Annotated in this window: 19 protein-coding genes; 12 read left to right on the top strand and 7 right to left on the bottom strand. The window is 49.7% G+C overall.

The window, feature by feature from the left end; all coding sequences use genetic code 11:
- Positions 1–661 precede the first annotated feature (661 nt).
- The 4 genes from malE (at position 662) to CX664_RS04360 (ending at position 5,879) form a co-directional block, all read left to right on the top strand.
- Positions 662–1,879: a maltose/maltodextrin ABC transporter substrate-binding protein MalE gene (gene malE, locus CX664_RS04345; RefSeq protein WP_101745548.1), complete on the top strand. Its 1,218-nt coding sequence runs from the start codon at positions 662–664 to the stop codon at positions 1,877–1,879.
- Positions 1,880–1,913: 34 nt separating this feature from the next.
- Positions 1,914–3,470 carry a maltose ABC transporter permease MalF gene (malF, locus tag CX664_RS04350; protein WP_101745549.1) on the top strand — a complete coding sequence of 519 codons (1,557 nt, stop codon included), beginning with the start codon at positions 1,914–1,916 and terminating at the stop codon, positions 3,468–3,470.
- Positions 3,471–3,748: 278 nt separating this feature from the next.
- Entirely contained in the window at positions 3,749–4,639 is an 891-nt protein-coding gene (gene malG, locus CX664_RS04355) for a maltose ABC transporter permease MalG (RefSeq protein WP_101745596.1), read from the top strand.
- A gap of 103 nt (positions 4,640–4,742) precedes the next feature.
- Positions 4,743–5,879, top strand: coding sequence for an ABC transporter ATP-binding protein (locus CX664_RS04360; RefSeq protein ID WP_101745550.1), 1,137 nt, complete (start codon positions 4,743–4,745; stop codon positions 5,877–5,879).
- 686 nt (positions 5,880–6,565) lie between these two features.
- On the opposite strand, the gene CX664_RS04365 is transcribed toward CX664_RS04360, so the two are convergent.
- The 3 genes from CX664_RS04365 to CX664_RS04375 form a co-directional block, all read right to left on the bottom strand.
- Entirely contained in the window at positions 6,566–6,997 is a 432-nt protein-coding gene (locus CX664_RS04365) for a hypothetical protein (protein WP_145999814.1), read from the bottom strand.
- A 174-nt stretch (positions 6,998–7,171) separates the two neighbouring features.
- A complete protein-coding gene (locus CX664_RS04370; protein ID WP_101745552.1) occupies positions 7,172–7,402 on the bottom strand; it encodes a hypothetical protein in 231 nt (76 codons plus the stop codon).
- Between the two features lie 30 nt (positions 7,403–7,432).
- The gene (locus tag CX664_RS04375; RefSeq protein WP_101745553.1) at positions 7,433–7,771 is read right to left on the bottom strand and encodes a hypothetical protein; all 339 of its coding nucleotides are present in this window, start codon (positions 7,769–7,771) and stop codon (positions 7,433–7,435) included.
- Positions 7,772–7,902: 131 nt separating this feature from the next.
- On the opposite strand from CX664_RS04375, the gene malQ reads away from it, so the two are divergent.
- The 6 genes from malQ to adhP all read left to right on the top strand — a co-directional run bounded on the left by malQ (position 7,903) and on the right by adhP (position 18,524).
- Entirely contained in the window at positions 7,903–10,149 is a 2,247-nt protein-coding gene (malQ, locus tag CX664_RS04380; RefSeq protein WP_101745554.1) for a 4-alpha-glucanotransferase, read from the top strand.
- Positions 10,150–10,351: 202 nt separating this feature from the next.
- Positions 10,352–11,131, top strand: a complete 780-nt coding sequence (locus CX664_RS04385) for an outer membrane protein (RefSeq protein ID WP_101745555.1) — start codon at positions 10,352–10,354, stop codon at positions 11,129–11,131.
- 29 nt (positions 11,132–11,160) lie between these two features.
- Positions 11,161–14,589 (top strand): pullulanase-type alpha-1,6-glucosidase, encoded by a 3,429-nt coding sequence (pulA, locus tag CX664_RS04390; RefSeq protein ID WP_101745556.1) that lies wholly within the window; start codon positions 11,161–11,163, stop codon positions 14,587–14,589.
- Positions 14,590–14,999: 410 nt separating this feature from the next.
- On the top strand, positions 15,000–15,491 hold the full coding sequence (locus tag CX664_RS04395; RefSeq protein WP_101745557.1) for a DUF2244 domain-containing protein: 492 nt from the start codon (positions 15,000–15,002) through the stop codon (positions 15,489–15,491).
- A gap of 531 nt (positions 15,492–16,022) precedes the next feature.
- Entirely contained in the window at positions 16,023–17,372 is a 1,350-nt protein-coding gene (locus tag CX664_RS04400; RefSeq protein WP_101745558.1) for a carbohydrate porin, read from the top strand.
- Positions 17,373–17,504: 132 nt separating this feature from the next.
- A complete protein-coding gene (adhP, locus tag CX664_RS04405) occupies positions 17,505–18,524 on the top strand; it encodes an alcohol dehydrogenase AdhP (protein WP_101745559.1) in 1,020 nt (339 codons plus the stop codon).
- Positions 18,525–18,819: 295 nt separating this feature from the next.
- Here adhP and CX664_RS04410 read toward each other — a convergent pair whose 3' ends face one another.
- The 4 genes from CX664_RS04410 to amrS all read right to left on the bottom strand — a co-directional run bounded on the left by CX664_RS04410 (position 18,820) and on the right by amrS (position 21,310).
- Positions 18,820–19,248, bottom strand: a complete 429-nt coding sequence (locus CX664_RS04410) for a YkgJ family cysteine cluster protein (RefSeq protein ID WP_101745560.1) — start codon at positions 19,246–19,248, stop codon at positions 18,820–18,822.
- Between the two features lie 34 nt (positions 19,249–19,282).
- Positions 19,283–19,795, bottom strand: a complete 513-nt coding sequence (locus tag CX664_RS04415) for a GNAT family N-acetyltransferase (RefSeq protein ID WP_241693331.1) — start codon at positions 19,793–19,795, stop codon at positions 19,283–19,285.
- 17 nt (positions 19,796–19,812) lie between these two features.
- A complete protein-coding gene (locus CX664_RS04420; protein WP_101745562.1) occupies positions 19,813–20,082 on the bottom strand; it encodes a type II toxin-antitoxin system TacA family antitoxin in 270 nt (89 codons plus the stop codon).
- A gap of 127 nt (positions 20,083–20,209) precedes the next feature.
- Positions 20,210–21,310, bottom strand: coding sequence for an AmmeMemoRadiSam system radical SAM enzyme (gene amrS, locus CX664_RS04425; protein ID WP_101745563.1), 1,101 nt, complete (start codon positions 21,308–21,310; stop codon positions 20,210–20,212).
- Positions 21,311–21,742: 432 nt separating this feature from the next.
- On the opposite strand from amrS, the gene amrB reads away from it, so the two are divergent.
- On the top strand, positions 21,743–22,522 hold the full coding sequence (gene amrB, locus CX664_RS04430; protein ID WP_101745564.1) for an AmmeMemoRadiSam system protein B: 780 nt from the start codon (positions 21,743–21,745) through the stop codon (positions 22,520–22,522).
- 161 nt (positions 22,523–22,683) lie between these two features.
- On the top strand, positions 22,684–23,277 hold the full coding sequence (amrA, locus tag CX664_RS04435) for an AmmeMemoRadiSam system protein A (RefSeq protein ID WP_101745565.1): 594 nt from the start codon (positions 22,684–22,686) through the stop codon (positions 23,275–23,277).
- Positions 23,278–23,448: the final 171 nt, after the last annotated feature.

Here is a 23,448-nt window from a genome sequence, read left to right on the forward strand (position 1 = left end):
TGAGAGGAGTCGTCACAGAAAACAGCTTGAGAGAAGTAACTAAAAACTACGAACCGGTAAGTAGCTGGCCATATGGAATCATATATTTCTGGCTACTTGGGCAGGTGCTATGCGAGGCACAACGGAGGGAGCATAGCCGTAGCTATGTGACCGGAGTTGTAACGAAGCAGAGTGCCTGAACAAGGAGTCAGAAATATATGATTTCATATGGTTAGCTACTTACACGGAGGCAAAGTTAATCCTTGCGCCATTACCAATAATGGAAAACCATGAGTAAGTTATAGTTGCCTCACCCTGATTAGGTATACTTTTGTCGGTTTTTTTTAGGGTTATATCAATTTAAACAATATAAACGACGATAAATAATTAATTCATATAAATTAAACAACAATTGACACTTAAATAAAACTACACAGCGGAGAATAAGCATTAAAAACAAACTGTTAATAACCAAAACATCAACTTGATTAATGTATTGGATATTCTTACTGGCATACTCAAACACAGCGATTATTATTAGTCGGTATTCGATTCATTCATCTGGCTAAGACCTGACTGGTTTTTTATTAATCAACCATGGTTCTTTTAACCTGTTAACGACTTCCCTTACCCGAATAACCAGCCGCTTTCAAGCAGTCTGGTTTACCCGGAGAAATCAGAAATGATCCCTTCGCTGATTAAAAAGACTTTCCCAGTTATCCTGACAGCACTGTCACTGATCTTTGCCGGTAGCGTATCGGCCTTCAGCTCCGACGAGCTGGTGATATGGGTTGGCGGCGACAAAGCCTATGAGGGTATTCGCAAGGTAGGTGCCGAGTTCACCAAAGACATGGAGATAAAAGTTAAAGTCGAAATCCCGGAAAATATTACCGACCGCTTTCAACAGGCAGCAGCCTCCGGCAGTGGGCCTGACATTATTTTCTGGGCCCATGATCGATACGGTGAATGGGCAAGGAGTGGTTTGCTGGCTCCTGTCAGCCCATCACCAGCGTTCAAAAAAGGCGTGAACAACATTGGCTGGGAAGCCATGACCAGTAATGGCAAAATCTACGGCTACCCTGTCTCTCTGGAAGCCATCAGCCTTATTTACAACAAAGCGATCCTGCCAACACCGCCTGCCACTTTTGAAGAAATGTTTCCCCTGGCCAGGAAACTGAAGCAGCAGCCAGTCCCCAATAAAAAGGATGAAAAAGGCATCATTACGATTATGTGGGATCAGGTTCAACCCTACTTCACCATGCCATTACTGGCAGCAGAAGGCGGTTATGTTTTTCAGAAAACGGCCAAAGGCTATGACGTTAAGAAAACCGGTGTAAACGACAAAGGCGCAATGGAAGGTGCCAGGATGCTGCTCGACCTGATCGATAAAGGCGTGATGCCACGTGGCGTTGACTATGGCGTGATGGAAGCCAATTTCAACCAGCAGAAAGTCGCCATGATGATTACCGGCCCCTGGGCCTGGGCGAATCTGGATAAGAGTAAAATCAACTATGGTGTTGCACCACTGCCCAAACTTCATGGCAAACCGGCCAAAGCATTCGTTGGCGTATGGGGGGCAGCGCTTAATAATGCCAGCCCCAACAAGTCCATCGCCAAAGAGTTTCTGGAGAATTACCTGCTCACCGAACAGGGATTGACCGTTATGAACAATGACGTTCCTCTTGGTGCCGTGGCTAATAAGGCGATGATGGAAAAACTGATGAAAGACCCTCGTATCGCGGCCACTTACCAGAATGTTAAACAGGGCCTGATCATGCCCAATGTTCCGGAAATGGGTAAATTCTGGTCTGCCATGGAGACCGCTCTGCGCAATATTACCAGTGGCCGACAAAACTACCGTGAAGCGCTGAACGACGCGGCCAAACGCATCATCGGTTAACCGTTTTCTGTCGGTAAAAAGAGGCCAGCACGCCATGAGCACAGCAAGAGCTACCAGCAGTAGCGGTGCCTATCTGGTGATCGCCATTGTTGCCGTTATTGATCTGGTACTTTTATACGGTGTGACCTTGATGTATGCCCAGGGAGAGCTGGCTTTTGCCATGCTCGTGCTGGTTCTCGCAGCGGTAGGTTCATGGGTTGTTATCAGCAGTAAAGGCTACAACTATCGCTATGTCTACCCTAGCCTGCTGGGGGTAATCACCTTTATCGTCTTTCCACTGATTTACACAGTCAATGTCGCCTTTACCAATTACAGTTCCAACCACCTGCTCTCCCTTGAGCGGGTCAGGGCTATACACCTGGCGAAAACCTACCGTACGGGCGGCGAATCGTTTTCTTTCAAGATGTATCAGGAAGGCCCCAGCTTCCGGCTGATGCTGACCAGCGCTGCAGGCGGTGAAGCGCACTATCTGACCGGGCCATTTACCGAAAGTGATCAGCCTCAGGAACTGAAAGCCTTTGAATCCATCCATGTGCCAACCGGAGCGGCCCTCCCTATCCGGGAAGTCATCAAAAAACGTTCAACTCTTCAGAAGCTGGATATTGTTCTGCCTGACGGCACTGAACTGGCCATGACCAGTCTGAGAAAGTTCGGCGCTATTGCCAGGGTTTATCGTCCCGATGACCACACTGACCGGCAATACCCGCAACAAAACCTTGCCCTGATCGATAACCGCACGGAAGAGATAATCTACCCGGATATGGCGACGGGGTATTACACCAATGAAGCCGGTACAGAGCAGATTGGTCCCGGTTTTACCATCTATACGGGCTGGGCTAACTTTGTCCGGGTCTTTACTGACCCGGGTATTCAGGGACCTTTCCTGAAGATCTTTTCCTGGACGGTTATTTTTGCCGCGCTTTCTGTCGCCTTCACACTGGTCATCGGCCTGTTAATGGCCTGCCTGGTACAATGGGAACCGCTGAAAGGGAATGGTGTTTACCGGTTGCTGTTGATCCTGCCTTACGCGGTACCGGCTTTTATTTCCATCCTGATTTTCAGAGGACTGTTTAACCAGAACTTTGGTGAAATCAACCTGCTACTGGATATGCTCTTCGGGATTAAACCGGAATGGTTCAGTAATGAGCTGTTGGCCAAATCCATGGTCATCATTGTCAACACCTGGCTGGGCTACCCCTACATGATGATCCTCTGTATCGGACTACTGAAAAGTATTCCGGATGATCTCTATGAAGCTTCAGCCATTGATGGTGCTTCACCGGTCCAGAACCTTTTCTACATTACCATTCCGATGATCATCAAACCGCTGATTCCATTATTGATTGCCAGCTTTGCCTTTAATTTTAATAACCTGGTTCTGATCGCCCTGTTAACCAGTGGCGCTCCGGATATGCTCCACGCCACTACCCCGGCCGGAACTACGGATATCCTGGTGAGTTACACCTTCCGTATTGCCTTTGGTTCCTATGGCCAGGATTACGGTCTGGCCTCTGCGATTGCCACAGTGATCTTTCTGATGGTGGGCTTTATTGCCTGGGTAAACCTGAAAGCAACACGACGATTGCAGTAATGCCGGGAATCATTTTTTTGAACCACAAAGACACCAAGACACAAAGGAAGCCTTTTTTGTTTGCCGAGCGTAGCTCAGGCAAGCCGGGAATCATTTTTTTGAACCACAAAGACACCAAGACACAAAGGAAGCCTTTTTTGTTTGCCGAGCGTAGCTCAGGCAAGCCCATAAAAAACTTTGTGTCTTTGTGCCTTTGTGGTTCCCATCTTTTTAAAGCCTTTCGCAACACCCTCAGAGCGTGGGCACGAGATGAAAGAAGTCATACAGGAGAAGTCATCATGGCAATGGTGCAACCAAGAAATCTGCAGTACCGGGTCTGGACTGGCCGTATTGTGATGTGGCTTTTCCTGCTGCTGATCCTGTTCCCTTTTTTCATGATTATCTCGGTTTCCCTGCGCACCGGTAACTTTGCCACGGGCTCCCTGATCCCTGAAAACCCCAGCCTTGAACACTGGTACCTGGCACTGGGTATCCCCTGGGAGAATGCCGATGGCTCTATTACGCAACCACCGTTTCCGGTGCTGACCTGGTTGTGGAACTCCATCAAGGTCGCCTTCACCAGCTCTGCCCTGATATTGATTCTGGCGACCACCGGTGCCTATGCCTTTGCCCGGCTGCGGTTCCGGTTTAAACAACAGATGCTGACGGCCATGATGATCCTGCAAATGTTCCCGGCCGTTCTTGCCCTCGTGGCCATCTACTCGCTGTTTGACCAGATTGGCGACTACATCCCCTGGCTCGGTCTGGATCGCCTGGGTTCCGTTACACTCGCCTACCTGGGCGGTATGGCACTGCATATCTGGCTGATCAAAGGATACTTTGAAACCATCGATAACTCCCTGGAAGAAGCAGCGGCTATTGATGGGGCAACGCCCTGGCAGGCCTTCCGTTTTGTGCTGCTGCCGCTGTCCGTCCCCATTCTGGCGGTTGTTTTTATCCTGGCATTTATCGCCAGTATTGCCGAATACCCGGTGGCATCGGTGCTGCTGCAGAGCATGGATAATCTCACCCTTGCAGTGGGCTCCAGACAGTATCTGAACCCTCAGAACTATTTATGGGGCGACTTTGCCGCCGCCGCCGTGCTCTCCGGTTTACCCATTAGCATTATTTTCCTGGCCTGCCAGCGCTGGATTGTCGGAGGACTGACATCGGGTGGCGTCAAAGGTTAAAAAAACGCCGCCCGCTTCCCGCTGCCCGTAAAAGCGTAAGCAAATCCGGCTTTTGCGGGAAGCGGGCAGCGGGCGGCGGGCAGCGATCTTTTAAAGGTGTCCTATGGCAGAAGTTAAACTCGTCAACATTGCGAAAAGTTATGACCAGGGACAAACCTGGACTCTGAAAGACATCAACCTGAACATTGGTAATGGTGAATTTATCGCGTTCATCGGCCCATCCGGTTGCGGCAAGTCAACGCTGCTGAGGATGATCTGTGGGCTGGAAGATATCACCAGCGGTGAGCTGAGCATTGATGGCGAGAAGGTGAATGACTGGCCACCCAATGAGCGTCGTGTGGGTATGGTCTTCCAGTCTTATGCCCTCTATCCCCATATGTCGGTGGCAGAAAACATGGCCTTTGGCCTGAAGCTGGCCAGGGCGCAAAAAAGCGTGGTTGATGAACGGGTGGGTGAAGCAGCCCGCATCCTGCAACTGCAGGCGCTGCTGGAGCGTAAACCCAAAGCCATGTCCGGAGGTCAACGACAGCGGGTTGCTATTGGCCGTTCCATTGTGCAACAGCCCAGGGTCTTTCTGTTTGATGAGCCCCTGTCAAACCTTGATGTGGCACTGCGTGTCCAGATGAGACAGGAGATTGCCAGATTACATCGCCGACTGAAAACCACCTCCATCTACGTCACCCATGATCAGGTGGAAGCCATGACCCTGGCGGATCAGATTGTGGTATTGAGTCCCCTGGCACAGGGCGCAGCCAGCAACCTTGAGCAGGTGGGCAAACCGCTGGAACTTTATCACCACCCGGCCAACCTGTTCGTTGCCGGCTTTATTGGCTCCCCCAAAATGAACTTCTTTGACGGCGTCATTGAAAAAAACGGAGAACAGGAGACGCATGTTCGTCTGACCACCGGCGAAACCCTGAAAGCCTGTGTCGATACCAGCAAAGCTGATCCGGGCTCCCGCGTGGTGTTAGGAATTCGACCGGAACATACCTTGGCGGAGACCGACAATGGCAATGCCGTTGATGGACGGATTGAAGCTCTGGAGCGCCTGGGTGCTGAATCATTTATCTATATGAGCCACGATACCATTCGAGAGCATTTTATTGTGCGGGTAGAAGACTCCCTTCGCCGGGAAGAAGGCAGTAAAATACGTGTCGAGCTGTCACCTGAGCATTGTTATCTGTTCGATGCCAACGGCACGGCCTTTCGCCGAACCCGGGCACCGGAAATTGATCAATAACCACTAGTACATCATTTCGATGAGTTTGATGTGTAAAATCTCCGTTCACCCTGAGCGTCTTTCGACCCCGCTCAGGATGCACGGTCGAAGGGTGATTGGCACAGTATTCAGGGTAAGTAGACAAATTGCCCGAATAATCAAGAAATATCCGGGTCAGGAGGGAAAAGGCAGAGGGAGGACTGGCTACTCTTACCAAATCCGTCGTAAAGCATCGCCCAATCGGGCGGTGATATAAGACAGGAGCGCGTAGAGCGCTCCGCTTGAGTTTTTGTTCATTCTTTACTACTTTTCACTGGTCTTGTAGACCTACCGTCGGGCAGACGGGATGTTAAGTCTGCGGAGTTCGTGTGAGACTTGGGGAGCATGGGTTGATTCGCCATCGTAAAAGCTCCCACTGTGGAACTTTTATGCGATAACCAAGCCTGTTCCCTGAGCTACGGACTGTGAAACAGAAACGTTCTTGAGCGATCAAGAACCCTCGCCCGATAGGGCGGGGAGTGTCAGAGGTCGTTAAAATCCGCTATTTCAGCCTATTCCCATACTTGTCGTATCCGTACTGATGCAGTACATGCTCACGGGGTTTATGCTGTCTCGGTCTGGATGCATTCTGTGGGTCAACTGTCATCCAGCGTTTAAACAGGTGAATAATTAATGGAGATAACACTATCAACACAATCACAATGATATCAAACATTGTAGCAAATCTTCAGTTTACGAATGGGCATTCTACCATCAAGAGCCACAAGCATTGCACCGTCTTCATCAATGAATACATCACCACCAATGAATACATCGCCACGGTCATTTACATCATCAATCACACCAGTCTCTCCCCTGGCAAGACGAATATATGTTTTCGCACCTTGGGTAATCATCTCGGCATGATGACGACGCTCAGCCATACCAGGTGATTTCTGATTACTTTCTGGCCAAGCTTCAATAGCCTTATCAGACCAGAGAATCAAAGCATACGTCTTGCCGTTTATTTTCCGACGCTCTTCGTTCCAACATGTCAACATAACAGAATTATCAGGACGGACAGCTCCCCAACTCCAACGGTAATTTTTGAGAGGAGCACCAACAAGTTCATAGAATAATTTGTTAGAAATAGTTGCCATTTTCATTCACCGTTTAAGTTATCAGTGAGGTTATTTTCAAGCTCTGTGATGTGGAACGAAAGAACTTTCCAGTTTTCTGAGCATAGCTTTTCAGTGATGCCAGCGTGCCCTGGCGAATGACTTTCCCGGGAGGCTATGGTCAGAAAACCGGATTATCAATCTCCGGCAAGAGCATCAGGCATCCAGTAGAATGCTCTTTTCCTGTTGATATTCCAACAGCTCATCCAACCGACCCTGTACATGTTCGGCATTGTCAAGGTCACGAACAATGGGGATACGATAGAGCTTTTTGGCTCGCTCAATATCCACAGACACTTGCGGAAACATTTCGTACACCGGTTTGTAGATATCTCCCCAGCCGATGTAACTCCAGGCCTGATCCGGAAAGTCCCGGTTCACTGGCATAGAAGACCTCTTCGCCGGGTGATCATCATATCAATCTGAGCCTCGATTTCCTCCACAAGAGTGCCTGTCTGTTCCTGAAGCGTCTGGTTCATGCTTTTCCGCAGTTCTGCGGCCCGCCCGGCAGAAACCGAGCCGATATTCCAGCACATCACGAAACCCGAAGGTACTCTCGATAAACTTCAGGTCAGCTTCAGGTGTATCCAGCATTTCTTCACCAAACTCAATAAACTGTTCAGACAGTTTCGGAAGACCGGGAACCGACCAATCGGTATCCATTACTGTCTGTCTCTTTTTAAGCTGAACCTGTTTCTTCTTCCGACGTTTCAGCTCTTTCTGCCGACGCTTCTGACCTGCGGAGAGTTTGGCCATGTTCAATTACCTGAGCCTGATCATTAAATCAATTCAGATACCGTCTATACTGTTTTCACTAATATCTGCGCCCTGCCGTTATCAACGGTTATGTTTCGTTACCCCTGAAGTCACCCATAAAAGAGTCCACCATGCACGAGATAAAGCAGATTGATGCCCTCGCCGAGCTTTGTGGTATTCCCGCCCACTATATCGATGCCGCTGGCAACCCAGTCACCATTGAGAAGGACTTTAAACTCAATGCGCTAAAAGCCATGGGGGTTGCTGCGGGAAACGAGCTGGAAGTCCAGGCCTCCATCGACGGCATTCTCAGAAAGCAATGGTCGTCATTGATTCCTGTGGTTCACGTGGTTCACTGCGGAGCACTTTTTACAGTTCCCGTTCAGGTTGACGAAGCCCATCGGAATGAATCGCTGCGTGGTGAAATCATTCTGGAAGACAACCGTTCAATACCACTGGCCATAAACCTGTCAGAACTTCCGGAAGAAGACCGGCTCTCGGTGGACCAGCAGGAGCGAATACGCCTGCTCTGCCCGCTGCCGGAAGACCTGCCGGCAGGCTACCATCAGCTGTCCGTTACTCTTTCTGCTCATCAAGAAGCTGATCATCACGACAGTTGCCGCCTGATCGTCGCGCCACAGGCCTGCTACGAGCCTGATATTCTCAGCTTTGAACAGCCCGGGCCAACGGAAAAAATCTGGGGAGTCAGTGTCCAGCTCTATACACTGCGCTCAGAAAACAACTGGGGAATGGGGGATTTCAGTGACCTGAAGCAGCTGGTGAACAAACTCGGGCCACAAGGGGCGGATATTGTCGGCCTGAATCCAATTCATTCGCTCTACCCGTCCAATCCTCTGCATTGCAGTCCTTACAGCCCATCGAGCCGAAATTTTATTAATCCATTGTATATCGATGTTACGGCGTTGCAGGAGTATCAGGATTCGGCGGAAATACAGCAACATGTGAACAGTGACGACTTTCTGCGTCAGTTACAGAAAGCCAGGGACAGCTCACATGTGGAGTATGACCGGGTGGCTTCACTGAAATTTTCAGTACTGGAAATGGCTTTCAGCTATTTTGAGAAACATGCTTCTGGTCAAAAGGCTTCTGATCAAAAAGAAAGCACCAATCAATCCTGCAAGTCAGCTGACTTTAGCCATTACTGTGAAGAAAAAGGTCAGGACCTGGAGCTTCAGACCACCTATGAAGCCCTCTTTGAGCACTTCAGATCCAGAGATATCAATAGCTGGGGCTGGAATTGCTGGCCTGCGGACTATCAGGACCCTGACAGCCCGAGTGTGAAGGATTTTGTTGCCCGCTCAAAAGAGCGAGTCCGATTTTATATGTACCTGCAGTGGCTGGCCGAACAACAACTGGCTGAAGCCCAGCAGGCCGCCGTTGAGTCCGGCATGCGTGTCGGTATTTACCGGGACCTTGCCGTAGGCGTCGACCGGGGCGGTGCCGATGTCTGGGCCCACCGTGATGACTATGTTCTCAATGCCAGCGTCGGTGCCCCTCCCGATACCGTTGCGCCACAGGGGCAGAACTGGGGACTCCCGCCCTTCAACCCAAACAGGCTGCGGGAGCAGGCCTATGCACCATTTATCGATATGGTTTATGCCAATATGCAGCACTGCGCTGCACTGCGTATTGATCATGTGATGGGGATACTCCGGCTCTGGTGGTGTCCACCGGATAAAACCGCAGACTATGGTGTCTACGTTAATTATCCACTGAATGACCTGCTAGGCATCATTAAACTGGAAAGCCAGCGACAGCAGTGCCTGATTTTTGGTGAAGACCTGGGAACCGTACCGCCGGAAATAGAAGCAGCACTGCCAGCAGCCCACTGCTACTCCAATGAAGTGGTGCTTTTTTCCAGGGTCGAAGATCATTTTCTGGCACCAGCAAAGTACAAATCGCGAGCCCTGACCTGTATTTCCAATCACGATATTCCCACACTCAGGGCCTGGTGGAACTGTAATGATCTTGATTTACGACAGGAGCTGGGTATCTACGATTGGGTCAGAACAGAACAGGAAAAAGTTGCACGGCATGAAGACAAACTGGCTCTGCTCAACACCCTTGCCGATATTGGCGAAGCGCCTTATGGCGTAGACCCCAGTGATTTAAACTCTATGGGCTATAGCCGGGAACTGATGGAAAAGATCCACTACTACCTGGGCAAAACTGCATCCAAAATCATTGTTATCCAGCTGGAAGATGTGCTTGAACTGGATACTCCGGTCAATGTCCCCGGCACCAGCAGCGAGTACCGTAACTGGAGCCGCAAACTGACCCGCACTATCAGCGAGATATTTGCCAGTGAGGAAAACCGGGTATTGTTCAAAAATCTTGGGCTGACCCGTAAGGCCTGAAAACCCTGAGGAACAGTCTTTAATTAACCCTGAATTCGTATCAAAAATTCATAACCGTGTTTGAGTGTCCAAAAAACTAAAACCGCTTCAGATGTAAACTACACTTACCCAACATCGTCCCGGTTATGTACGACTTGGAACGTACATATATCTTAGATCTTCTCCAACTCTACTCCTTCACACAACAGATCTGGTACCACCTATGATAAGCGGCAAAAACAGCTATTTTGCATATTTTGCAAGAGCAGGCATAAAGGTGTTTGCCATTGGTATTTTGCCTTTTCTCTTCCTTGGAACATCCTTTGCCAGTGAGCATCCCTGGGATAATGGTGTGTGGTTTGCCCAATTGGGAGGGGGGACTGCATTAAGCAGAAGCCTTGAAGATGATCGAACGTTAAAACATGCCGGGTTTGATCTACAAGACCGATTTAAAAACTGGCAAAGCGACCAGCATGGTTTTTTGGGGCTGCTATCCGGAGGCTATGAAATTCCCTGGCAGAACTATCAAGTTCGTTTAGCCGTTAGTTATAACCAGATGGGCGAGCTCGAACACAAAGGCGTCAGGGGTCCCACGGGTGATCTGGAAAACACTGATCTCAATTATCGCTACAAAACCCGCAGTCGGCAGCTAATGGCTGAAGCCGGTATTCAGCTGCCTGTAACAGACCACAAAATGACCTTTATACAGCTGGGCCTTGGTCTTGGCATCGGCTGGAATAAGTTTCAAGGATTTTCGATAACGCCTGCCGAGGGCAGTATGTCTTCCCTGAATATTTCTGATCATAAAGAAAGTCAGCTGGCCTGGAGCCTGGGCGTATCGATTGCTGTTCCTGTCCATGAATCGTTGGGCCTGGAGGCAGGCTATCGCTATTTGCATGGGGGCAAGATTAAATCAGCAAACAGCAGTCAGTACTCCTCACCGCTGGTGGACGACACGCTGGCCTTCCATTTGTATGAGGCTCGCCTGACATGGCGTTTTTGAATTCCCGGTTTCCCTGATGGATCTCTGTTATGAATATTGCCACAAAACTTCTGTTTCCGGCTCTGGTTCTGACCAATCATTTGCATGCCGCCGGGTTGGTGGAAATCATTGCAACACAGGCCTTGCCGGAACAGCTGCTGAAAGGTGAAGAAGCCACCGTGACCTGGCTGGTCAGGTCATTGTCAAAAACCACACTCCCTGATTTTCAGGTAACGCCTGCGGGGGTGAAAATCACGGCAAGCACTTGTACTGATCAGCTTTCTGCCAAAGAAATCTGTCAGGTGAGCGGTCGATTCCCGGCCAATGAAACCGGGGATTTTTCGGTTAAGCTTGAAGCCAGCGCGGCAAAACAGGCTTATCGATTCACCAGCGCTGTAGCATCGGTGCATGTTTTTGAAGAGAGTCCGGGTAAACCTGCCGACAAAGAAGCCATCCTTTATTACCAACGTCCGGACGGTATTTACCAGGGCTGGGGGCTGCATCTGTTCAATAACGACAACTGCAAGGCTTTTGGCAAAACAGATACCGACTGGAACCAGCCCTGGATGCCAGAAAGCATTACCCGGACTTATGGTGCGCTCTATCGGATACCACTTTCGGACACTTTTTCCAAGGTGCAAGATGACTGCCTGAATTTTATTGTGCACAAAGGCGATGAAAAAGACCTTGGTGGTGACATGGCCTGGCATTTTTCTGATACAGATAGTCAACTTGCCTATACCTACAGTGGTTACAACCTGATTTCATCGACGCCACTGGACGGCCCGCCTCTGATGGTTGACGGTGCAAAAGCGCACTGGGTTTCCTCTGCCACCCTGCTCTGGAATGAAGGTGGCGGTTCGGATGTTGATAGAGCAGAGCTGCTGTATTCAGACGACGCCAGCATCATACTCAAGGAGGGTAATATATCTGGAAAATATCAAACTATTTCACTTGCCAAAGGCGGCAATAACAACAGTGTGCGAGAAAAACTCCCCCACCTGATGAATCGCAGCCCTCTGACTGTTTCTGCCGATCTTGCGGTCATTAAAAAAGCCCTGAAAGGTCAGTTGCTGGCGGTGGCCTATAAAGGAAACCAGCCCAAATACGCTACAAAGGTTCAGGTTCAGGGCTTGCTTGATGAGTTGTATAAGTACAACGGTGAATTAGGAGCCATTGTGGGTGACTCCGGTATCGATTTTAAACTCTGGGCACCTACTGCCCGGAATGTGCGCCTGGTGACCACGTCTGCAAGCAAAACTTCTGCAAACAAAGCAACCGACCGTAAGTTTCATGACATGATTGAAAGCGCTGCGGGCGTCTGGAGCTACAGAGCTGACAATAAGGATTATGACCGATCTTTTTATCGCTATGCGGTTACTGTCTTCCATCCTCAGACTGACAAGATCGAAACTTATGAAGTGACTGACCCATATTCCCTGAGTTTATCGACTAACAGCCAATACTCTCAGGTCGTTGACCTCAACGACCCATCGCTTAAGCCCCAAGGTTGGGATAGTGTTCAATATTCCCAACAAGACCCTGAAGATATGGTGCTTTATGAAACCCATATCCGGGATTACAGCATTAATACCTCCGGCTTGGCCAATCCTGGCAAATTCAAGGCCTTTACGGAAGCTAAAGCCAACACCCATTTGCAACAATTGCAAGCTGCAGGCCTGACCCATATACACTTGCTGCCAGCTTTTGATATAGCCACCGTTGATGAAGTCCCGGCGAATCGGATTGATATTTCCCAGACTATGGAGCAACTGTGCGCCAGAAAGGAAGTACAGGCTGATACCGACTATTTCCGCACTTTTTGTAGCAACCCGCAGTCAGGCCAAACCATTCAAGCTTATCTGCAATCCCTTGATTCTGAGACAGACCGGGCTCAATACCTCTACCAACACATCCGCCCTGTCGACAGCTTTAACTGGGGCTATGACCCGCTGCATTACACCGTTCCTGAGGGCAGCTATGCCACTGATCCAGACGGGATCACGCGAATCATTGAATTCCGGGAAATGGTGAAAGCTTTGAAAGCTGCAAATCTGGGCGTGGTAATGGATGTTGTTTATAACCACACTCATGCCCACGGTGTTGGCAACCATTCTGTGCTGGATCGAATTGTCCCCTGGTATTACCAACGCTTAAACCCCGACAGCGGCATCGTTGAAAGCTCAACTTGCTGTTCAAATACCGCCTCTGAGTTCCACATGATGGAGAAACTCATGATCGACTCTCTCAAGGTCTGGGTTAAAGACTACAAAGTGGATGCGTTTCGTTTCGACTTGATGGGGCACCATCTCAAGCGCAATATTGAGAAAGCACTGATGGCCGTTAAAGCCATTAACCCTGGTATCTATTTTTATGGTGAAGGCTGGGAGTTTGGTGAAGTCGCTGGCAATGCCAGAGGCATTAACGCCAATCAGTTTAATATGGCCGGGACAGGGGTCGGCACATTCACTGACCGGATGAGAGACCGGATTCGTGGTGGTAGCCCTTTTGATCAGGGCGATGCTCTGCGGCAAACCCAGGGCTATGCCTCAGGACTCCATTATCACCCAAACGACAAAACAGCAGAGGCAAAGGCGGCTTTGTGCGCCCATACGGATATCATCCGCCTGGGTATGGCCGCCAATTTGAAAAACTTCCGATTTGTTGATTGTCACGGCACCCTTCGTTACGGTTTTGATTTTGACTACAACGGTGCTCCCGCCGGATATAGCCTCGACCCACAGGAAGTGATCAACTACGTCTCAAAGCATGACAACCAAACCCTGTGGGATATCCTGATGTACAAGCTTCCTGAAGGTATGCCGACGGCCAACCGTGTCAAGCTGCATAATCTGGCGCTGGGCATCACGCTGTTAAGCCAGGGTGTTCCCTTTATTCATGCTGGCTCCGAACGGTTGCGCTCGAAATCCATGGAAAGAGACAGTTACGATTCCGGCGACTGGTATAACCGGATGCCTGACGACGACAATAACTATTGGAATCAGGGCTTGCCAAGAAAAGACAAGGACGGAGCGAACTGGGCCCTGATTAAAAAGATCATCTCAGATAGCACCACACGACCGGATAAGGAGAATATAGCTGCCGCAGATGCCTATTTTCAGAAGATGCTGAGAATTCGTAAAAGTTCTCCTCTATTTCGCCTCAAGACAGAGCAGGACGTTATCGACCGGATTACTTATCTGAACACCGGGCCGGACCAGATTCCGGGTTTGATTGTTCAGCGCATCAGCGATAAGGCACCATTTCAGAGTATTGATGACCAGTATGAGGTGATCATTGTTGCTGTGAACCCATCCGGTGACGAAATGGCTTTCGATCTGCCGGAATCTGAAAGTGGTACTTATTCACTTCACCCCTTTTTGCTGCAGGATATACCAGAGCGTTTCCGTACATCCTCCAATGGTCAATTACGGATACCGCCTTTGTCCATTGTCGTTTTTGTCCAGGATGAGGCTTAGGAACGGTCATTTAATAACTTTGACAGTTTAATAAGCGCTGCCCGCTGCCCGCCACCCGCTGCTCGAAAAAGACAGGCCGTTTGTGCTTTTGCGGGAAGCGGGAAGCAATGTCCTCTTTCTGATCTTCGGTGAAGACTTGGGGGCATTCACCCCACAAGTTGAAGCGGTAATGCCTGCTGCACACTGTGATTCCAATGAACTGGTGTTTTTTCCAGAACTGGTGATCACTTTATGACACCACCTGCGTATAAATCACGAACGCTGACCTGCATCTCCAGTCACGACATTCACACCCTCAAGACCTGATGGAACTGCAACGAAGGATTTACTTTGCTGGCGACGAAAACCGGCGTTTTTTTCAAAACTCCGGTTTGACCCGCAGAGCCTGGCCATAAAAAGGTTAAGAAGTGATGGTGACGATCGATTTTTCAGGAAGCAGCCAGGAAGGAACCATACTACTGGAGCCCAATAACTCCATGAGCTGGCGGCAGAATCTGCTGTTACTGGGGCTGATAACCCTAGTGTCCCTGGCCATCGCTGTCGGCTTCTATCTGGCTGGCGCTAAAGTGATCTTGCCTTTTTCCATACTGGAAGTGACTGCCCTGTCTGTGGGTATCTATTACTGTGCATGGCAACGTCAGCGGAAAGAGCTGATCACCTTACAGGAGCATCAGGTCACGATTCAGAAAGGCTTTTATCAACCACTGAGCACTCACCATTATCACCGCCTGTGGTGTCAATTGATTATTCGTGAAGCGACTCATCCATGGAAAGCGCCCTCCATTCATATTCGTTCTCACGGCAAGGAACTGGAGCTGGGATCTTTCCTGAACCGGCAGGATAAACTGATCTTGATTGAGCGCCTGAAGAGAGTGTTTAGCAACGCTTATATGTCTCAGTGACCACAAAGAAGCAGCACTAAAGTGAACATTTTTTTGCCCATCTTCAAACCCTGAACTAAATTCTTAAAAGACTCTGGCTGGCGAGGAGGTTGTCTGAGAATAGCGGCCGAAGCGAGGATGGCAGCACATTTTAACTTTGCTCAGCTAGCAGAGTATGGCTTTCAAAGCTTGGCTGGATTAGTAGATTTTCCGTTGTGCCTGATGTTTTCCTTGGCACTCGGTGAATGTAGGCTGCTGAGCAGCATTGAAAGTCTGAGCAACTCACAAATAACTAACCAGGATGACCCTCAACCTTACGTCGAGACTGTGTTAAATCATTAAACACAGTTCAATTTATACGACGTACCTATTACTTATCTTCCTGCATGGACAGCGGGCCTTGTTTTTCAACACACACTAACGAATGGCTACCTGCTTTACATGTTTGCCGGTTTTCAATTTCGCGGCCATTGAATCAGCATCACGCTTACCCTGACAGCATGACGCTGAAGAAGGCAGGAGCCAGAGCAACACACATGAAGGTAACTGGTTGTGACCAAAAATCTACGCATTCTACCTCTGGCTGGTGCCATAGCTCTGTTATCCGGCAATGCTATGGCCAGTGAAGCCTCCAAACCTACCGATATTTTGACCGATGGCTGGAAGGTAAATGGCTACATCCGTGCCAGCTGGAGGGTGGATGAAAATGGCACCTCTACCGACAATGAATATGGCAAGCCTGACTACAATCTGGCGGCTACTACCGGAAAAAACCCTAACCAGGTAGAGTTCAATATCAGCAAGAACACAACGTTCCAGAACGGCGTCTGGTCGCAGCTCGGTGTTCGTGCGGAATACGGCAATGGTGACTCCAACTTTTACTCCTCCACTGGTAGTGAAGACAGCAACAATACAAATGAAGGCCCCTTTGAAGTCAAAGAAGCCTATCTCCGTCTGGGGGGCTTGAGCTATCTGCCAGAAGATGCCGACATCTGGGCGGGTCGTCGCTTCCTGAACCGTGCAGCTGGCCTGCTCTCCGGTGAATTCTGGAAGCAGTCTTCCGGTGTTGGTTTTGGTTATGAGCAGAACAGCAACGGTATTGCGGTTGTTTCTGTAGACCCTGGTGAAAAGACCAACAAACCGGATGGCAAAACCCTCCACTCTATAGACCTTTATAGCTACAATCACGAAGCGCTCGGTGGCAGCTTTAACTTTGATGTCAAATTCATGATGGCCGGAGATAAAGATAAGTACACTGACAAGGAAGCCACTGACGGCATTGGTGCTGCTATCACCTATAACGGTAACTACTACGGCCTTGATGGCTGGACTGCCACCGCCCTGGCCTATGGCCGGGGGTTGGCTGCCAACCGGGGGGTAAACTTTGGTCAATGGAGTGGTGGCACATCCACAGTTGATAGCGATAAGGGTAATAGTATCTTTTTTACTTCCTACGGTGTTTTGAATATCAATGACCGTTGGCAGATGGCTTCTGAAGTCACCTACCTGCACGGTGAGAAGATCTGGGGCCTCGGTGCAAACCCAAATGCTGACGGTGATACCGTTGACCGTTTGCTGATTGCCCTGCGTCCTTCCTACATGGTTAACGATAACTTCCGCTGGGAGTTCACCGCTTCTTACGGCTTCGAGAAAGACTACTGGGGTGATATAAATCTCGGTGTTGGCAATGTAGAGAACAAAACCAATATCTACGCCGCTGAAATTGCAGCAGTATTTACAGTGAACTCCGATTACTTCGGCCGACCACAGATCAAACCGTTCGTTACTTTCATGAGCAAAGACTCAAGTAACGAAGTTATTGACAAATATGGCTGGGGTCCTAACTACAACAATGACAAAAGCACCTACCAGTTCGGTGTGGAAGGAGAAATCTGGTTCTGACCCATTAAGCTCCCCTCGTTCCCACGGTTCTCCGTGGGAATGCATAGCCGTAAATACAAACTGCGTAACTCCACACTCCCCGCAACAAAGAAACCAAACAGGTATCAATTCGGAACAACAAGGTAACCCATCATGAAGGCAGCTGTCGTTCATCATTTCAAAGATCAGCTTACCATCGAAGATCTACCGCTACCCAAACCAGGCCCACGGGATGCACTGGTGAAAATCCATGCCTGCGGTGTCTGTCATACCGATCTTCATGCCTGCCATGGAGACTGGCCGGTTAAACCAAAACTGCCACTGGTGCCCGGCCATGAAGGTGTGGGAACGGTCACCGAAGTTGGTGACCAGATCACTCATATCAAACCGGGCGACCGTGTGGGTATTCCCTGGCTCTATTCCGCCTGTGGTTATTGCGAGTACTGTCTGGAAGGCAAAGAAACGCTCTGCCTTGCCCAGCACAATGCCGGTTACTCCATCGATGGCGGCTATGCTGAGTACTGCCTGGCAGCTGCCGACTATGTGGTCAAAGTGCCCGACAACATCAGTTTTGTCGATGCCGCCCCCCTGTTCTGTGCCGGGGTTACCACGTATAAGGCCCTGAAAGTCAGCCGTACCAAACCTGGCGACTGGGTGTCCGTTGTCGGTGTGGGCGGACTTGGTCACCTGGCCGTTCAGTATGCCGTGGCCATGGGTCTTAATGTGATTGCGGTGGATACCGGGGCGGAAAAGAAAGCGTTATCCCTGGACTTGGGAGCCACTCACTTTATCGACTTTATCCGGGAGCAGCCGGAAGAAAAAATTCAGTCGCTGCTGGGTAACGGTGTTCACGCGACTGTCTGCACAGCGGTCTCCAAAGCGGGCTTTGACAGTGCTTATCGCTCCGTGCGCAGGGGAGGAACCTGTGTCCTGGTGGGACTCCCCCCGGAGGATATGCCCATTCCTATATTCGATACGGTAATCAACGGCGTTGCTGTTGTTGGTTCCATCGTAGGTACCCGCAAGGATTTACAGGAGTGCCTGGAGTTTGCTGCCCAGGGTAAAGTGAAGGCGATTATCCAGAAACGAACCCTTGAAGAGATCAACGCGATTTTTGACGAAATGGAAAAAGGTGATATCGCCGGACGTGTTGTTATGGAACTGGCCCAGTAATTTATTCAATTACTTAGTGCTCTAACATGGTTTCAATGAGTTTAACGTGTACAATCTCCGTTCACCCTGAGCGGAGTCGAAGGGTGCTTGGCACGATCTATCAGAGTCTGGAGTTTCCGCCTTTAGGCCCTATGGGTCCTTCGACAGGCTCAGGACGAACGGAGTGCGGAGGCACGACAACCCGTCAAACTCATTGAAACCATGTACTAGCTCTCTGTGGTTCCCAAAAACGCTTTTTCATCTGTCTTATGCCATAACCCTTATGCCATAACCCTAGCCTGGGCAAAATGGTCTACTACTGTCGTTTTGCCCGCTCTACTTCATACTTCTCCAGCCGCTTGTCCCAGTTTTTGAAACGTGTACGGCAATAAGCATCCAGTTCGTCGTATGTCTGAAAATACAGTTCGCAGCCATCATTAATGGGAGCGTCCCTCTCACAGGCTTCGTTACTGTGCTCCCGGCAGATAATGGGGCGTCGTTCATAGATACCACAGCGATTATCCGGCAACAGGAATTCACACCGGGTCTGACAGAGCAGGTACCAGCCATTGCCATCCTTGAAAATATGCACGCCCTTATGGGCCACCTGCCAGAGCAACACATCAAACGCGTGCATACTGCGGGGAGTGTCCAGTTCCTGGGTAATGTAAGAGCAACAAAGGGCAGTACACTGATCACACTTGTTGCTGGCAGTGATGTCCCTGGTTTCGATCCGGTTAACCATATCTGACACGATAAGTAATAAGTCCTGTTATTGGCTACGAACTAAAAAGCCGGGCTACTGTTTTCATGGGCAGAAACATGCGAACTTTACCATTATGTTCACACAGAACTGCAAATCCATATTTTGCATAAAACGTCTCTGCGGCATCGGTTAAACAATCAACAATAATGGCGTATGCACGCATGTGAGCGTTTATTTCCCACAGGTATTTCAAGGCATTTACCAGGCAGATTTTTCCTAACCCCTCGCCCTGAAATTCTCGATGAACCGCAAGCTGTGCGATCAAAAACACAGGAACAGGGTACCGTGGCAGCTTCTTTACCAGAGCTTCAGGTAAAGTGTCTCGACAGATTGAGCCTGGCGTAATGCTGTAAAATGCACAAATTGGTATTTTTTGATTTGGAAAAGGGTTTGATGCAGGCAGAACCATTGTACGACTGATACCTGCCTGCATATGTTTTGAGGCTTGAGTCTGGATGAACAAATTAAGTTCCGTTTCACCACAATCAAATGACGCTCTATCGTGGATACCTTTATCGAGTTCCACAAACTCCCTTGACCAGCTCACTTGACACCTTTCTCTTCGGTAAATGTCAGGGCAGCCAGCAAAGCCTTATTTGGTGCCTTTGCCTTTTCGCAGGCTTCTGTAAAGCGATCAAAGACATCGTTTTCAACTGTCATCTTTTCATATTCAGAAATAACCTGTGTAGCGTCTTCATCCATAAGCCTGACAACGTATTCGGTCAAGCTCTTCAGTCCCAGTAGAGCTGAAGCCTTCTCTGCCTTAGCCTTGATTTCCTCATCAAGTCTCAGGTCCAAGCGTGCAGTAGCCATATTTCACCCTCCATTTGTACGGATATCTTCCGTATAGGAAAAGCTTAGACCTGAGCACTCCTATAAGCAAGTTGTACGGATAAATGACGGATTATTTAGTGAATGTAACTTGGCAAAGCACCAGAACTCAAGCCACAATCTTCACCGGCACCCGACGACTGCCCCAAACGCCAGGCTGCTGTTCAAACACACCGGCAACCGCTGTCCCACACTGCTGGCAGACCCCCTCGCCGTCAGACGCATCAACTCCCCATTCCCCCAGCACATACCAGTCACGCTCAATAAGCAGACTATGGCATTGATGACAGCGGGTACTGCCACCGTCAGAATCATGGACATTGCCGGTATAGGCATAGCGAATACCATGATTCAGCGCTATTTGTCGGGCCATGGTCAGCGTAGCGGCAGGTGTATGAGGGTGCTCCCGCATTTTCCAGTCGGGATGAAATGCGGTGAAGTGAATAGGAACGTCCACGCCCAGGTGTTCAACAATCCATTGACACATGTCGTTCAGTTCACGTTCAGAATCATTTTCCCCGGGAATCAGCAATGTGGTGATCTCAAACCAGACAGAGGTTTCATGTTTCAAATATTCCAGAGTTTCAAGAACCGGTTGCAGAGCGCCGCCACAGATCTTTCGATAAAAACCTTCGCTGAACGCTTTCAAGTCAATATTGGCTGCATCCATATAGCGGAAAAACTCAACGCGGGGCGCATCACAGATATAACCGGCAGACACCGCCACCGACTGCAAATTTCTTTCATGAGCCGCCTGGGCAACATCAATGGCATATTCCAGGAAAATCACCGGATCATTATAAGTAAACGCCAGTGACCGACAGCCCAGCTGTTCAGCCGTATCCGCCAGTTCCTCGGGCGATGCCTGATCGGCCAGGGTGTCCATCTCACGGGATTTGCTCATATCCCAGTTCTGACAGAATTTGCAGGCAAGATTACAGCCCGCTGTACCGAATGACAGAACCGGGGTTCCCGGAAGGAAGTGGTTCAACGGTTTTTTCTCAATCGGGTCAATACAAAAACCGGAGGAGCGACCATAGCTGGTAAGAACAATCTGACCACGTTCACAGGCACGGACAAAACAGAGCCCCTGCTGCCCTTCACGAAGTTTGCAGGCCCTCGGGCAAAGATCACATTGGATTCGCCCATCCTCAAGTGCATGCCAATAGTTTGTTGACACATTTCCGGACGGTGTTTTTTCCCTGAGCATGTTCCATCTCCAGACCAGGTTCACTGCCTGATTGTCATCCTGATGATAGTAGGGCCTGTTGACGTTTCGTTGCGTGCTCAGTGGCTCAGAAAGGCGTCATATGCGCGAAAGACTTGTGCAGCGCGTAGTTATTCTACGCCAAGCAAGTCTGACAAAGCAGATGGCGCCTTTCTGAGCCACCCTTCGGGCGTATCAGGGCGCCCCTATGACTTCGTTGCGGCATTTTGAAAGGCAACCAGCCTTCCTGCAATGCCGCGCCTCGTCATAGGAGCGCCCTGATACGCTGAGCACGCAACGAAACGTCAACAGGCCCTAACCAAGGCTATAATTATAGGCTCTGCCGACATTATTTGAGCGATGCAAATAAAGAGAGTGGTTTATTTCGCTTGAAATGTACCGGTAGGCTCAGCCACTCCCGGGGGAGAACCCATAATGATTATTCGCCAACCCGCTGTAGCCGGAACCTTTTACCCAGACTCACCCAACGCCCTGGCAAGCATGATCAAAGAGATGCTCAGTGATGGCCGCACCAGGGATTTCTCACCGAAAGTACTGATCGTTCCCCATGCTGGCTTTATATATTCCGGCCCTGTCGCAGCCAGCGCCTACCGCCTGCTGCACTCAATGCGCAAGAATATTCGCCGGGTTGCCCTGCTCGGCCCCAGCCATAGAGTTCCCCTGCAGGGCATGGCCCTGCCAGACTGTGAAGCCTTTGCCACACCGCTTGGTAATATTCCGCTGGATATTGCAGCCATGGAGGAACTGAAACAGTTCAGCCAGGTAGAGACCGTCGATGAAGCCCATACCCACGAGCACAGTCTTGAGGTCCAGTGCCCGTTTTTGCAGGAATGTCTGGATGACTTCAAACTGATTCCAATCGTTGTTGGCGACACCAGCCCTATAGCGGTCGCTGAGGTGCTCGAACACCTCTGGGGAGAAGAGGAGACCCTGATAATTATCAGCTCCGACCTCAGTCATTACCACACCTATGAAGAGGCCTGTTATCGGGATAACCAGACGGTTAAAGCCATTGAACAGCTCAGCTGTAATTTAACCGGTGGACAGGCCTGTGGCTGCTATCCTCTTAATGGCATGTTGAAGGTTGCCCAGCATCGGGGAATGGATGTTATTACGCTTGATGTACGCAACTCCGGAGATACTGCTGGCGATAAAAGCAGGGTAGTGGGCTATGGAGCCTTTGTTATTCAATAGAGCGATTATCCTGCAAAATCCGCCCTGCACACATCCACAAACCAGACGCTCAACTGCTGTCAGATAACATGAAGCCGTTATTCAGTGGTCCCGTTGAGTGGCGATAAAAATCAGAAGGAGGCTATCAATGCCTCTAACGAAGGAAAACTGGAATTTTTACTGTGCAAATTGCCCCTACAGAAAGTCAGAAAAGAGAATTATTGCGCCTTGCCCGCAAGACCATCAGTGAAGGCTGTACCCGGAGCCTGCCACCGAAACCATTACCGGAAGAAGACCTGGCAGATTTCTTTCTGCAACAGGCCGCCAGCTTTGTAACACTGCAAAAGCGCGAGGAACTGCGGGGCTGTATTGGTTCAACCCAGGCTTACCGGACACTGTTGGATGATGTGATCCACAATGCCTTCGCCAGTGCATTCCGGGACCCACGGTTTCCCCCGGTGACGGAAAGCGAGCTGACCGATATCAAAATTGAAGTTTCCGTACTGACCCCTAAGGAACGCATGGACATTGCTGATGAGAAAGACCTTTTGCAGCAGCTGAACCCCGGCATCGACGGATTATTGATTCGCAACCCTCAATACAGCGCAACCTTCTTACCGCAGGTGTGGCAACAGCTGCCTAACGCCCGGCAGTTTCTGGCCCATTTGAAAAGCAAAGCCGGTATGACTCCGGGGTTGTGGCCTGATGATATGGAGTGCTTTCGTTATCAGTGTGTCAAGTTCAAAGAAAGGAGGAACTCTCAGGGTGGACATTAAGAAGCTTACCCCCATTTTCAATGGGTTTCCGATGGAACCACGAAGGACACAAAGAGCACAAAGAAGAGATTTTCTTTTCCTTCGTGCTCTTTGTGTCCTTCGTGGTTCCATCTTCTTTAACTTCCCGAAACAGGGAGTATGCGCTTAATGACACGCTTTTAATAACAAGAG

The sequence above is a fragment of the Endozoicomonas acroporae genome (genome assembly GCF_002864045.1).
Classification (GTDB): domain Bacteria; phylum Pseudomonadota; class Gammaproteobacteria; order Pseudomonadales; family Endozoicomonadaceae; genus Endozoicomonas; species Endozoicomonas acroporae.

Excerpts from the sequence above, each read along its gene's own strand:
- malE (WP_101745548.1), top strand. The coding sequence starts at position 662 with ATGATCCCTTCGCTGATTAAAAAGACTTTCCCAGTTATCCTGACAGCA.
- malF (WP_101745549.1), top strand. The coding sequence starts at position 1,914 with ATGAGCACAGCAAGAGCTACCAGCAGTAGCGGTGCCTATCTGGTGATC.
- malG (WP_101745596.1), top strand. The coding sequence starts at position 3,749 with ATGGCAATGGTGCAACCAAGAAATCTGCAGTACCGGGTCTGGACTGGC.
- CX664_RS04360 (WP_101745550.1), top strand. The coding sequence starts at position 4,743 with ATGGCAGAAGTTAAACTCGTCAACATTGCGAAAAGTTATGACCAGGGA.
- CX664_RS04365 (WP_145999814.1), bottom strand. The coding sequence starts at position 6,997 with ATGGCAACTATTTCTAACAAATTATTCTATGAACTTGTTGGTGCTCCT.
- CX664_RS04370 (WP_101745552.1), bottom strand. The coding sequence starts at position 7,402 with ATGCCAGTGAACCGGGACTTTCCGGATCAGGCCTGGAGTTACATCGGC.
- CX664_RS04375 (WP_101745553.1), bottom strand. The coding sequence starts at position 7,771 with ATGGCCAAACTCTCCGCAGGTCAGAAGCGTCGGCAGAAAGAGCTGAAA.
- malQ (WP_101745554.1), top strand. The coding sequence starts at position 7,903 with ATGCACGAGATAAAGCAGATTGATGCCCTCGCCGAGCTTTGTGGTATT.
- CX664_RS04385 (WP_101745555.1), top strand. The coding sequence starts at position 10,352 with ATGATAAGCGGCAAAAACAGCTATTTTGCATATTTTGCAAGAGCAGGC.
- pulA (WP_101745556.1), top strand. The coding sequence starts at position 11,161 with ATGAATATTGCCACAAAACTTCTGTTTCCGGCTCTGGTTCTGACCAAT.
- CX664_RS04395 (WP_101745557.1), top strand. The coding sequence starts at position 15,000 with ATGGTGACGATCGATTTTTCAGGAAGCAGCCAGGAAGGAACCATACTA.
- adhP (WP_101745559.1), top strand. The coding sequence starts at position 17,505 with ATGAAGGCAGCTGTCGTTCATCATTTCAAAGATCAGCTTACCATCGAA.
- CX664_RS04410 (WP_101745560.1), bottom strand. The coding sequence starts at position 19,248 with ATGGTTAACCGGATCGAAACCAGGGACATCACTGCCAGCAACAAGTGT.
- CX664_RS04420 (WP_101745562.1), bottom strand. The coding sequence starts at position 20,082 with ATGGCTACTGCACGCTTGGACCTGAGACTTGATGAGGAAATCAAGGCT.
- amrS (WP_101745563.1), bottom strand. The coding sequence starts at position 21,310 with ATGCTCAGGGAAAAAACACCGTCCGGAAATGTGTCAACAAACTATTGG.
- amrB (WP_101745564.1), top strand. The coding sequence starts at position 21,743 with ATGATTATTCGCCAACCCGCTGTAGCCGGAACCTTTTACCCAGACTCA.